This window comes from Rhizobium sp. CF122, from assembly GCF_000282035.1.
Taxonomy (GTDB): Bacteria; Pseudomonadota; Alphaproteobacteria; order Rhizobiales; family Rhizobiaceae; genus Rhizobium.
In genome coordinates, this window is record NZ_AKKA01000041.1 from 20,493 (window position 1) to 31,493 (window position 11,001).

Annotated in this window: 12 protein-coding genes; 5 read left to right on the top strand and 7 right to left on the bottom strand. The window is 61.8% G+C overall.

The window, feature by feature from the left end; translation table 11 throughout:
• Nucleotides 1-86: 86 nt before the first annotated feature.
• Together PMI09_RS09745 and PMI09_RS09750 are read left to right on the top strand one after the other, a co-directional pair.
• Nucleotides 87-2,426, top strand: a complete 2,340-nt coding sequence (locus PMI09_RS09745; RefSeq protein ID WP_007791938.1) for a glucose/quinate/shikimate family membrane-bound PQQ-dependent dehydrogenase — start codon at nucleotides 87-89, stop codon at nucleotides 2,424-2,426.
• Between the two features lie 117 nt (nucleotides 2,427-2,543).
• Nucleotides 2,544-3,002, top strand: coding sequence for a hypothetical protein (locus PMI09_RS09750; RefSeq protein WP_007791941.1), 459 nt, complete (start codon nucleotides 2,544-2,546; stop codon nucleotides 3,000-3,002).
• 72 nt (nucleotides 3,003-3,074) lie between these two features.
• Here the strand turns inward: PMI09_RS09750 and bla are convergent, their stop codons facing one another.
• From bla to dmeR, 3 genes are all read right to left on the bottom strand, one after another.
• Entirely contained in the window at nucleotides 3,075-3,965 is an 891-nt protein-coding gene (gene bla / locus PMI09_RS09755; protein WP_007791944.1) for a class A beta-lactamase, read from the bottom strand.
• A gap of 66 nt (nucleotides 3,966-4,031) precedes the next feature.
• On the bottom strand, nucleotides 4,032-5,024 hold the full coding sequence (gene dmeF / locus PMI09_RS09760; RefSeq protein WP_007791947.1) for a CDF family Co(II)/Ni(II) efflux transporter DmeF: 993 nt from the start codon (nucleotides 5,022-5,024) through the stop codon (nucleotides 4,032-4,034).
• A gap of 24 nt (nucleotides 5,025-5,048) precedes the next feature.
• Nucleotides 5,049-5,321: a Ni(II)/Co(II)-sensing transcriptional repressor DmeR gene (gene dmeR / locus PMI09_RS09765; RefSeq protein WP_007791950.1), complete on the bottom strand. Its 273-nt coding sequence runs from the start codon at nucleotides 5,319-5,321 to the stop codon at nucleotides 5,049-5,051.
• Nucleotides 5,322-5,673: 352 nt separating this feature from the next.
• Here dmeR and PMI09_RS09770 point away from each other — a divergent pair, with 352 nt between their 5' ends.
• Together PMI09_RS09770 and PMI09_RS09775 are read left to right on the top strand one after the other, a co-directional pair.
• Nucleotides 5,674-6,168, top strand: a complete 495-nt coding sequence (locus PMI09_RS09770; RefSeq protein ID WP_007791953.1) for a GNAT family N-acetyltransferase — start codon at nucleotides 5,674-5,676, stop codon at nucleotides 6,166-6,168.
• A 40-nt stretch (nucleotides 6,169-6,208) separates the two neighbouring features.
• Nucleotides 6,209-6,787: a type 1 glutamine amidotransferase family protein gene (locus PMI09_RS09775; protein WP_007791956.1), complete on the top strand. Its 579-nt coding sequence runs from the start codon at nucleotides 6,209-6,211 to the stop codon at nucleotides 6,785-6,787.
• Nucleotides 6,788-6,806: 19 nt separating this feature from the next.
• Here the strand turns inward: PMI09_RS09775 and PMI09_RS09780 are convergent, their stop codons facing one another.
• The 4 genes from PMI09_RS09780 to PMI09_RS09795 all read right to left on the bottom strand — a co-directional run bounded on the left by PMI09_RS09780 (nucleotide 6,807) and on the right by PMI09_RS09795 (nucleotide 10,155).
• Complete coding sequence (locus tag PMI09_RS09780; protein WP_007791959.1) at nucleotides 6,807-7,772, bottom strand: hypothetical protein; 966 nt, start codon at nucleotides 7,770-7,772, stop codon at nucleotides 6,807-6,809.
• 132 nt (nucleotides 7,773-7,904) lie between these two features.
• Nucleotides 7,905-8,822 (bottom strand): c-type cytochrome, encoded by a 918-nt coding sequence (locus PMI09_RS09785; protein WP_007791964.1) that lies wholly within the window; start codon nucleotides 8,820-8,822, stop codon nucleotides 7,905-7,907.
• Between the two features lie 97 nt (nucleotides 8,823-8,919).
• On the bottom strand, nucleotides 8,920-9,369 hold the full coding sequence (locus PMI09_RS09790) for a c-type cytochrome (protein WP_007791965.1): 450 nt from the start codon (nucleotides 9,367-9,369) through the stop codon (nucleotides 8,920-8,922).
• Nucleotides 9,370-9,516: 147 nt separating this feature from the next.
• A complete protein-coding gene (locus PMI09_RS09795) occupies nucleotides 9,517-10,155 on the bottom strand; it encodes a LysE family translocator (protein ID WP_007791968.1) in 639 nt (212 codons plus the stop codon).
• A gap of 128 nt (nucleotides 10,156-10,283) precedes the next feature.
• On the opposite strand from PMI09_RS09795, the gene PMI09_RS09800 reads away from it, so the two are divergent.
• Entirely contained in the window at nucleotides 10,284-10,985 is a 702-nt protein-coding gene (locus PMI09_RS09800; protein WP_007791972.1) for a helix-turn-helix transcriptional regulator, read from the top strand.
• Nucleotides 10,986-11,001 lie beyond the last annotated feature (16 nt).

Sequence of the window (11,001 nt, forward strand, 5' to 3'; positions counted from 1 at the left end):
TCGTTGCGACTGCACTATCTCGCTGATTCGCGGACTTTTTTCGCGCTCTGATCGCACCCGGCTAACATCAGCGGGAGTCTTCCCAGATGGCAATCATCATTACTTCCATATTTTTCATCCTGATTGGCCTTGCGCTCGGCGGCGGCGGTCTTTGGCTCGTCATGCTCGGCGGCAGCTTCTTTTATCTCTTCGCAGGCGCCATCTTCCTGCTGACCGCTATCCTGCTTCTATTGCGCAGGGCAGCCGCGTTGTGGGTCTATGCGGCGCTGATCGCCGTGGCCTTGGTATGGGCGATCTGGGAAGTCGGTTTCGACTGGTGGCAGCTTGGGCCGCGCGGCGGGTTGATCATTCTTCTCGGCCTCTGGTTGTTAACGCCCTGGATCCGCCGCCCGCTCGGCTTTCTCAGCCCGACCGGGATCTCCTATGGGGCAAACCCCTGGCCGCTCGCGATACCGGTTGTGATTGCGATCGCGATCGCCGGCTATTCGATGACCACCGATCCACACCGGATCACGGGCAATCTGCCGACCGAGGCCGTAACTAGCCCCTCGGCTTTCGGCGGTGTTGTGCCCAATGAAGAGTGGCATCAATACGGCCGCACACCCTTCGGCCAGCGTTACTCGCCGCTCGACCAGATCAACGTCAGCAACGTCAAGGATCTCAAGGAGGTCTGGCGCTACCAGACCGGTGATGTGAAGCGACCCGAGGATGTCGGCGAAACGACCTATCAGGTGACGCCGCTGAAAGTCGGCGACACGCTGTACCTCTGCACGCCGCACAACTGGGCAATCGCGCTCGACGCCAAGACTGGCAAGGAGAAATGGCAGTACGATTCCAACTCCGGCATGAACCCGAACCGCCAACACCAGACCTGCCGCGGCGTCACCTATTATCGCGACACGGCCGCAGCCCCCGGCGCTGCCTGCGCCGAGCGCGTGTTTCTGCCGACCTCCGACGCCAGGCTGATTGCGCTCGATGCCGCAAATGGCCAGATCTGCACGAGCTTTGCTGAAGATGGCGTGCTGCATCTTGAAAAAGGCATGCAGTACAATCCGGCCGGCTACTACTACTCGACGTCGCCGCCGGTCGCGGTCGCCGGCAAGCTGATCGTCGGCGGCGCCGTCAACGACAACTATTCCACAAAGGAGCAGTCCGGCGTTATCCGCGCATACGACATCAATACCGGCGCGCTCATCTGGAACTGGGATTCCGGCAATCCCGATGTTACCACGCCGATCGCCGAAGGCCAGACCTATACCACCAACTCTCCGAACAGTTGGTCCGTCTTCAGTGTCGATGACGGTCTCGGCATGGTCTACATACCGCTCGGCAACCAAGTGCCCGACCAGCTCGGCATGAATCGCAGCGCCCATGTCGAGAAATACTCCTCCTCGATCGTCGCACTCGACATCGCCACCGGGCAAGTGAAATGGGTGCAGCAGTTCGTGCACCACGACCTGTGGGACATGGACGTCCCCGCCCAGCCCGTGCTCTTCGACATGACAAAATCCGATGGAACGTCCGTACCGGCGCTCGTTGCCCCGACCAAGCAGGGCGACATCTACGTGCTCGACCGGCGCACTGGCGGGGCGATCATCCCGTTCAAGGAGATACCCGCCCCGGGCGGCGCGATCCCTGAAGACCATACGGCGCCGACGCAGCCGATCTCGGACCTCACCTTCTCGCCGCCGCCGCTTCAGGAGAGGGATATGTGGGGGATTTCGCTGTTCGATCAGCTCGCCTGCCGTATCCAGTTCCATCGCTATAAATACGAAGGCCGCTATACGCCGCCGTCACTACAGGGATCGATCATCTATCCCGGCAATTTCGGCACCTTCAACTGGGGTAGTGTTGCGGTGGATCCCGAGCGGCAGATCATGTTCGGCATGCCGACCTATCTTGCCTTTACCTCGCGGCTGGTTCCCGCCGCTGATATCCCGCCGAAGGGGCAGGATGAAAAAGGCAGTGAACAGGGCCTCAACCGCAACGAGGGCGCGCCCTATGGCGTCTTCATGGGACCGTTCCTCGGACCGCTGAAGATCCCTTGCCAGGCACCACCATGGGGCTATGTCGCAGGTGTCGATCTGCGTACCGGAAAGATTGCCTACAAGCGCAGGAACGGCACCGTCTACGATATGACGCCGCTGCCGTTGCCCTTCAAGGTTGGCGTACCGGGCATCGGCGGCCCGATCCTGACGAGAGGCGGCGTTGCCTTCCTCGGGGCCGCCGTCGACAACTTTCTGCGCGCCTATGATGTGACCAATGGCGACCAGCTCTGGCAAGCCCGCCTGCCGGCCGGCGGCCAGGCGACACCGATGACCTATACCACCAGTGACAACAAGCAGTTCGTCGTCATGGTCGCCGGCGGACACGGCTCGATCGGCACCAAGCCCGGCGACTATGTGATCGGCTACGCCCTACCCTGAAGCTTCCCAAACCTGCCGGATGGCCGCCGCTGACGACGGCCACCCAAGCCAGCCGACACAAGCTCCGGGCATGTCTGGCGCACCATTCTCCCACCCATTGTTTCAGGGAGAATTTTCATGAAGATCGGCAGCAACATTTCCAGCACCTATGGATTGACCAACCTCTTCGGCCAATCCGGCCAGCGCAGCAAGCAACAGTCCGGCGATACCGAGGTGAGCGTTCGCCAGAGCGGCACAGCACTTCAGCCAAGCAGCACGCCGACGTCGATTTCCAGTACGATGTGGGCTTTGCAGAGCAGCGGCACCACTAGCATGGATGGCACCGAGGATCCCGCGAAAGCGCGCCATGAGGCTGTTGCCTCGGAGTTCACGGACCTCGCCAACATGACGCCGGCGGAGCGCATCCGCGCGCAGATCCTCGAGCGGCTCGGGCTCACCGAAGACGACCTGAAGGCCATGCCACCAGAAGAGCGCGAGGCGATCGAAAAGCAGATCTCGGACGAGCTGAAACGGCAGCTGACCGGCGACGACGACAGCAAGGAAAAGTCGAGCGTCGACGACATTGTCAGCGTCTGAGACCTCAGAAATTGATTCAGATCGATGCGACGGAGATTCACGTTTCCATCGCATCTCTTTGACACGACAGTCTTATCCGACCATGTCGGCCACGATCTTTCCGACCTCGGCGAAGATGGGGTTGATCTCGGACGCCGGCGCCTTGGCCTGCGTCACGTAAGCGGCAACCAGGATCGCTCCATGACCGGGCGGCCAGACAATCGCGATATCGGCAGCACTGCCGTTGTTGCCGGTGCCGGTCTTGTCCCCGATCTTCCATGCATCCGGCAGGCCCGCGCGCAGACGTGCGCCGCCTGTCGTATTCGCCACCATCCATTCGACCAGCTTGTCGCGCGACGGTTCCGACAGGGCCGAGCCCAGCGTCAGGTTACCGAGCGTGTCGACCATCGAATCGGGGGTGGTCGTATCCTGCGGATCGCCGTCCTTGGCTTCGTTGAGCGCCGTTTCCCATCGGTCGAGTCGCGTCGACCGATCGCCCAGCGTGCGCAGCCATTTGGTGAGCTCAGCGGGGCCGCCGAAGCTTTCCAGCAGCAGGTTGCCGGCCGTATTGTCGGAGAGCGTGATCGCCGCCTCGCAGAGTTCACTGAGGCTCATGCCCTCGCCGCCGACGTGCTTTTCCGTCTCCGGCGAGTAGGTGACGAGCTTGTCCTGGTCGTAGACGACGCGTCGCTCGAGAGTCTCCTGCCCCTTGTCGACGCGCGCCAGCACCAGCCCTGCGGCCAGCACCTTGAACGTACTGCAGAGCGGAAAGCGCTCGGTCTCGCGATAGCCGAATGAAATGTTGGTCTCGGTGTCGATGGCGGAGACACCGATGCGACCGCCGATCGCTTTTTCGAGTGCTTCCATCCGCCGGTTGATTTCATCATCGCTGTCTTCCGACCGCGCAATGCGCGGCAGGAACAAGGCGGATGAAAGCAGTGCCGAACCAAGTAGCGTCCGGCGGCGGATCGAAAAGCCCCGCATGAAAATTCCTCTGCCTGAACAAACGGACACAGCGCTAGAGACTGATTGTGGCCCGGATGAGTCGCGTCAAGCGGCCGCCGACTGCGTTACCTCGACGGTAACGTGCGAGAGGCCGGCAACGGGTTCGAGCTTTGCCTTGTAGAAGGCAGGGCTTTCCGGCTGCGGCGTCACGAGAGCAACGATCGCGGCGTGATGGCCGGGTCCGACCTGCCAGACATGAAGATCGGTGATCCGCTCGCCGCCCGTTTCCAGCGCCGAACGAATCTCGCGCTGCAGAGCCGCCTCCCGCGGTACGACATCGAGCAGCACGCGGCCTGAAGACTTCATCAGGCCCCAGGACCATTGGGCAATGATCAGGCCGCCGACGATACCCATCAGCGGGTCGAGCCAGAGCCAGCCATAAAGACTGCCGAGCAGCAGTGCGGCAATGGCGAGCACCGATGTCAGCGCATCGGCAATGACATGGACATAGGCAGCGCGCATATTGTTGTCGGAGGCATGCGCGGAACGAGCATGATCGCCATGATGGGTATGATCAGCGTGGTCATGGTGATGGTGATGCTGGTGCTCGTGATGGTGGGAATGGCCGTGGCTGTGGCCATGATGGTCGTCCTTCAGGAGCCAGGCGCTCGCCAGATTGACCAGTAGGCCGACGACGGCGACGCCGATCGCCTGCGAAAAGCTGATCGGCACGGGATGCGTGATGCGCAGGAAGCTTTCCCAAGCCATCAGCAAGGCGATCAGCGCCAGGATGATGGCGCTGGCAAAGCCCGCGAGGTCGCCGAGCTTGCCGGTACCGAAGGTGAAGCGGGGATTGCGCGCCTGCCGGCGCGCATAGAGGTAGGCAACGGCGGAGATCAGCAGGGCGCTAGCGTGGGTCGACATGTGCCAGCCATCAGCGACGAGAGCCATCGAGCCGTAGTAGGTTCCGGCGCCGATCTCGACCACCATCATGACGGCGGTGAGCGCAATGACGAACCAGACACGACGGGCGTTGCGGTCGTGATCGGCGCCCAGGAAAACGTGGTCGTGCTCGAGTCTTTCGGTCTGTGCGTTCATCGCACGCTCCTCATGTCGGTTGTGTCAGCGAATGTAGGTCCGCAGGACTTCGGATATTTCTTCGACGGCTTCCATGCGGGCCTTCTCATCGGCGGCGTGCAGCACATGCTCATGCAGATGATCGTCCAGCACCTCGCCGGTCAGGCCGTTCAGGGCGCCGCGGATCGAGGCAAGCAGTTGCAAGATCTCTCCGCAGGGCCGCTCGGCCCCCAGCGCGCGCTCGACAGCCTCCAGCTGGCCCTTCAGACGGCTGACGCGGGCCATCAGCTTTTTCTTCTGATGCGTGGTGTGGGACATGAGGTTTTCCATTTAGCATAGGGGGGTACCCTATATTAATATGAAGCTGATGAAAAGTAGCCATGGCGCTGGCGCTACCGGTTTCCGATGTCGCCGGCGAAGCGGTCGATGGCGGCTGCGCCGAAGGCCGCTGCGCGCTTCCCGGCGCCCGCGCGTAAATCCCATTGACAAACGGCGCGTTCTGGACAATCTATCGACGCATGATCAAGAACGCGCACATCACCAGCACGTATTTTTGGCTGTACCTGTAAGGGCGGCCGGACAGATCATATTGTCAACAAGCCGCCGTCAGGCGGCTTTGTTGTATCGGCAGCGTCCTGACGGCAGAACACCACACAAGGACGCGAAGACCATGGTTGAAATCGAAGACAGCGAAATCTCAATGATCCGCCCGCCGGTGATCAATATCCGTGCGGCTAAGCCGCGCGACCTCCCCGAACTCAGCGAAATGATTACCCTGCTCGCCAAACATCATGGGGATGCTTCCGCCTCGAGCCCAGAGCAACTCGAACGTGACCTTTTCGGCCCGGTGCCGTGGATCAACGCGCTCGTTGCCGAGACCGACGAAGGCCTGATCGGCTACGCCATTCTCGTGCCGCTCTACAGGGCGCAGGATGGTGCGCGCGGCATGGATTTGCATCATCTCTTTGTGCGTGACGGTCATCGCGGCCACGGCGTCGGGCAGCACCTCGTCAACCGCGCCCGCGACACAGCACGCAGCGCCGGCTGCGGCTACCTCTCGGTCAGCGCTGCCACGGGCAACGTGCAGGCGCATCGCTTCTACGAGAATATGGACTTCGTGCCTCGCCCGGTCACCGGCATGCGCTATATGCAGGCTTTGGCATGAGCGGCGTTGGCCGCCGCGGACATTCGGCAGGGAGAAACCGATGACCCGACTTGCAATCGTGCTCACCAACGGATTCGCCGACTGGGAGGTCGGGCAACTGACGGCCTCCGCACGTTCCTACTTCGGCTTCGACGTAGTGATCGCAACGCCCGATGGCTCGGAAGTGCGCTCGATGGGGGGCATGCGCGTCGCGGCCGATACCGTCGCGGAAAACCTGCATGCCAGTGCCTTCGACGGCCTCGTGCTCTGCGGCGGGACGATCTGGGAAACGGAAAAGGCGCCCGACCTGAGAACCGTCATCTACGACTTCCTTGCCCACGGCAAACTCGTCGCCGGGATATGTGGCGCAACTCTGGCGCTTGCTCGTGCCGGAGCACTGAATGCCACCGACCACACCAGCAATGCCGCCGATTTCATCGCCGGTGTGCCCGGGTACACCGGACACGCCCGTTACAAGGACAGCCCGCAGGCCGTGCGCGCCGGAAAACTGGTGACGGCGCCGGGATCGGCGCCGATGACCTTTGCCGCGGAAATCTACCGCGCGCTCGGACATGCCGGCGACGAACTGGACCAATACGTCCTGATGTTCGGCGCCGAGCATCAGCCGAAAGCCGCGTGAACGACGCTACTGCCTTAGCTCATCGAAGCACCGGCTCGCCGTGGAAACGGCGGCGCGACGGCTTGGAAACGCCGAAGCCCACCTCCATCATCAGGCGCGGCTTGGTCTTGGCGACCGTTCCCATATGAAAGCCGAAGGGATCCTCCACGAAGCCGAAGCCTGCTGCGCCGGTCAGCGTCGTCACGCTCTCCTTCCCATAGAAATCCAGGATTTCATTCGCGGGGTGGCCGACCAGGAGGGTCAATTGGTGCTTGATACGCCGCTTGTTGTGGCTGCCCCTGACATAGACATGCGGGCCGGCGCCTTCGTCGACGTCGACGAGATAGAAGAAGAACTTCAGCATTCGCCAGTCGTCGAGATCGAAGTGATACTTGTCCAGCGACGCCAGGCTGCGATCGGCCTCGCTGGCCCTCGTCGGAAAACTCCACCAGATGCGGGTGGTAATGAGGCGGGCTTGGGCGCCGAGATAGCAGCGCGCGATCTCCGACAGTACAGGATCACGCTGGACGGTACGAACCGCCGGGCAATCAAGCGCCCGTTCGAAGTGGTGGCCGCTCAGGATCGATCGTCCCCATTGCTGCTCTGCGTCGCGATGATCCGACGCCAGGAACTCGATCTTCCGATCGAAATTGCCGAAGCACGGTGTGGCGCTGGCAAAGCTTGCGATTTCACTGGTGATCGCCTGAGGTAGCGTCAGGTCGGGAAATATCCCGTCGCGCCTGAGCGCCGCGACGGCATCTGCATGATCCACGCCCTTGAAGAGCGTCGGCAGATTCTCGATCGCGCCATTGCTGCGTCGTGCAGTCAGCCAATGCGCCTTGCGCGCCGGTATGGTGCGCGCCAACAGGAACATCGGCAGCCAGGCAGGATTTTCACGGATGTCGGCCATGTAGGTCGGTATCCGCACCGCCATGCGCCGCAGTTTGCCGCCCTTGCGGGCAACAGACTCGAGATCATCTGCAGGGTTGGCCGACGTGCTGTGCATGCAGCTGTCCTTTCGGAAGACGTGGATGGGCGTCGTTCGGAAAGCGAACCTCGGAAGGGTTCGCCACAGGGCGTTCAGTGTGCACGACCCAGTGGAGTGCTGCAATGCGGCATTTTTGAGATATTGCTAATATTAGCGGTTCGGGACTGCCTTCAAGTAGGCTGCGATCGCCTCGAGCTCCGGTTTCGGCAGATGGGCGAGGTTGCGCTGCACCTCGGCCATCGAACCGCCGGCCGTATCGAAGTCGGGCGTGAAGCCGGTTTCCAGATAGTTGGCGATATCCTCCTGGCTCCATGAGGCGACGGTCTTCGAGCCCGGTGTGATATCAGGGATCCTGCCCTGACCTTCCGGGTTTGGCGCACCCGCCAGCCATCTGTCTGCCTCGAACCCGCCGAATTGATCGCGCGGCGTGTGGCACTCGCCGCAATGGCCGGCGCCTTCGACCAGATATTGCCCGCGCTTGACCTTGTCGTCGACCTTGGCCGCAAGTGCGACACGCGGCTCGTTGCTGAAGTACAGGAACTTCCAGCCACCCAGCGCCAGACGCATATTGTAAGGAAACGGCAATTCGTGCGGTGGGGAAACGTTGCCGCTCTTCGGCAGCGTCTTCAGATAGCCGAAGAGATCGTTGACGTCGTTGTCGCTCATCCGGGCATAGGAATTGTACGGAAAGGACGGGTAGAGATGCTCGCCGTTTTTAGCAACGCCGCGCTTCATGGCATTGCCGAACTCGGCCAGCGTCCATGTCCCGATACCAGCCGTCTCGTCAGGCGAGATGTTGGGCACGTGGAAGATGCCGAAAGGGCTCTTCAGCGCCAGACCGCCTGACAGCGTGAGCTTGGCGTCCCCCTCCGATCCGGGCGCAGCGTGGCAACTGACGCAGCCGCCCGTCCAGAAGACCATTTCACCGTTCTTCAAATCGGGTTCACCAAGGTTGGCCCAGTGACTTTCAGGAAGCGCGTTCGGCGCGGTGATGAAATAGAAAACCGCTCCGCCAATGACGAACACTCCGACGAGACAGAGTAAAAACCGGACGAACCTGCGGACCATTCACCGCTCCTGTTGCCAATAATCTTGTCGAAAACATAAAACGATCCGCACCAGCGGCAAGGCTGCTGCGGATCGTTTGACTGAAATGCCAGGATCGTTAGTCGGTCTTTATGCGGAATTTCTCGTGACAGCCGCCGCAATTGGCGCCAAGCGTCTTCATTGCGGCGCCGACAGCGGCTGGGTCGGGCGGAAGCTGCGCGAGGACCTTGCTGGCATCCGCCGAAAGCTTCGCCGCACGGGCCTTGAAGTCCGCTGGATCTTCCCAGATCTTCGGGCTTGCCGCCTTGTCCCCCTTTTCGGTGCCAGGCTTGAACTGATCCGGGAATACCTTCGCGGTCTCCGAGATCGTCGTCAGGGAAGCCTTGACCACCTCTGCGTCGTAGGGCTTTTCGCCCTTGGCGATCGCCACCATGGCGCCCGCCGCGCCGCCAACTTTCTTCATCAGCGCGGAGCGCGCGTCGTGCGTGCCTTCCTCCGCTGCAATGGCAACGCCTACGACCCCCAGACCGGCGACGAGCACTGCCGCGGCTATAGCTTTCAGTCTCATGTCTCCACTCCTCTTTGATAGCAACGTCCGCGAAGCCCGGCGCTTCGGCAGACGGGCGGCATCATGGCAAATTTTTTCGCCTCAAAAAGTAACAAGTGGGTGAGATTTCAGGAAAAACGGAGTTCTAAATCGTTTCGTATTCGCGCTTCATGCCGCGGCGCGCCAGCCGTGCCATGCGGTGAGGATCGAAACGGCGATCAGGAGCGCGCCGGCGATCCGCCCGACGAGGATTGTCGCCTTCGGATTGGACACCAGTATCGTGCGGCTTCGCGCCGCCGTCAGCGCCAGGGTGCCATAGACAGCGGCCTGGGTCGCCATGGTCATGAAGCCCATGACGAGACCCTGTGCCCAGATTGGCCCGTAGACCGGCTTCAGAAACTGCGGATAGACGGCGATCATGAACAGATACGCCTTGGGGTTCATCAAGCAGGTTGCGGCACCCTGGCGAAAAGCCCGCCAGCCCGAGCGCAGGCCGCCGGGCCCGACGCTAGCGACGGTGATCGAGCTGCGCATCAGCGTGTAGCCGATCCAGGCCATGTAGGCTGCACCGGCAAAAAGCAGCGGGTTGAACAGCATCGGCAAGAGGACGGCGAGCACGCCGACCCCGATCGCGCCATAGAGCGAGTGCACCGCCCCGCCTGCCATGATGCCGGCGGTCGCAGCGATACCCGTGCGCCTGCCGCCGGTCAGCGAATTGGCCAGCACGAACAGCATATCCATGCCCGGGACGACGATGATGCCGAAGAGAAGCGTGAAGTAGAGCCAGAGATTTTCGCTGTAAGTCATGTCAGTTGCCCGCTATCCAATTCAAGGTCGATTTCCGGGACCTTGTTGATTTTCAATTCGATAGGAGTGCTATACGACGGCCCAACTGACAGTGTATTGTCAGGAGCCTAGGCCAAAGGAGGCAAAAGATGCGCAAGGCCTCACGGCTTTTCGAGATCATCCAGATCCTGCGATTGGCGAGCAGGCCGATGACGGCGGCGGCCATGGCGGAAACGCTCGAGGTGACGGTGCGCTCGATCTATCGCGATATCGCCGCCCTGCAGGCGATGCGCGTCCCGATCGAGGGCGGCCGCGGTATCGGCTACATCATGCGGCCGGGCTTCGACCTGCCGCCGCTAATGTTCTCGGTCGAGGAAATGGAGGCGATCGTGTTGTCGCTGGCGCTGCTCGAGCGCACCGGCGACGAGGAGCTGAAACGGGCGGCCAAGAGCGTCAACCAGAAGATCGCTGGGGCCGTGCCGGGGCTGCTGCGTCAGGCGATGGAACGAAAAGCGCTCTATGCCTGGGGATCGGTTGCCCAATCTCCGGCCGGACTCGATCTTGGTCTGGTTCGCCGCGCCATACGCGACGAGCAGAAGCTGATGCTCGACTACCGCGACGAACTCGGCCGCGCGACGGAACGTAGGATCCAGCCGATTGCGCTCATCTACTACTCGCAAACCGCAAACATTGTCGCCTGGTGCGAGCTGCGCCAGGCGATCCGCAATTTCCGCAGCGACCGTGTCGAGCATTGCGAGACGGCCGACGCCTATTTCCGAGGCGACGGCGACCGGTTGCGGCAACTGTGGACGAGCGGATGGACGAACCCGCCGGCAGCCGCGACCGCCTAGGAAGTGTGGACAGTTA

Coding starts and splice junctions, on each gene's coding strand:
- PMI09_RS09745 (WP_007791938.1), top strand. CDS start 87: ATGGCAATCATCATTACTTCCATATTTTTCATCCTGATTGGCCTTGCG.
- PMI09_RS09750 (WP_007791941.1), top strand. CDS start 2,544: ATGAAGATCGGCAGCAACATTTCCAGCACCTATGGATTGACCAACCTC.
- bla (WP_007791944.1), bottom strand. CDS start 3,965: ATGCGGGGCTTTTCGATCCGCCGCCGGACGCTACTTGGTTCGGCACTG.
- dmeF (WP_007791947.1), bottom strand. CDS start 5,024: ATGAACGCACAGACCGAAAGACTCGAGCACGACCACGTTTTCCTGGGC.
- dmeR (WP_007791950.1), bottom strand. CDS start 5,321: ATGTCCCACACCACGCATCAGAAGAAAAAGCTGATGGCCCGCGTCAGC.
- PMI09_RS09770 (WP_007791953.1), top strand. CDS start 5,674: ATGGTTGAAATCGAAGACAGCGAAATCTCAATGATCCGCCCGCCGGTG.
- PMI09_RS09775 (WP_007791956.1), top strand. CDS start 6,209: ATGACCCGACTTGCAATCGTGCTCACCAACGGATTCGCCGACTGGGAG.
- PMI09_RS09780 (WP_007791959.1), bottom strand. CDS start 7,772: ATGCACAGCACGTCGGCCAACCCTGCAGATGATCTCGAGTCTGTTGCC.
- PMI09_RS09785 (WP_007791964.1), bottom strand. CDS start 8,822: ATGGTCCGCAGGTTCGTCCGGTTTTTACTCTGTCTCGTCGGAGTGTTC.
- PMI09_RS09790 (WP_007791965.1), bottom strand. CDS start 9,369: ATGAGACTGAAAGCTATAGCCGCGGCAGTGCTCGTCGCCGGTCTGGGG.
- PMI09_RS09795 (WP_007791968.1), bottom strand. CDS start 10,155: ATGACTTACAGCGAAAATCTCTGGCTCTACTTCACGCTTCTCTTCGGC.
- PMI09_RS09800 (WP_007791972.1), top strand. CDS start 10,284: ATGCGCAAGGCCTCACGGCTTTTCGAGATCATCCAGATCCTGCGATTG.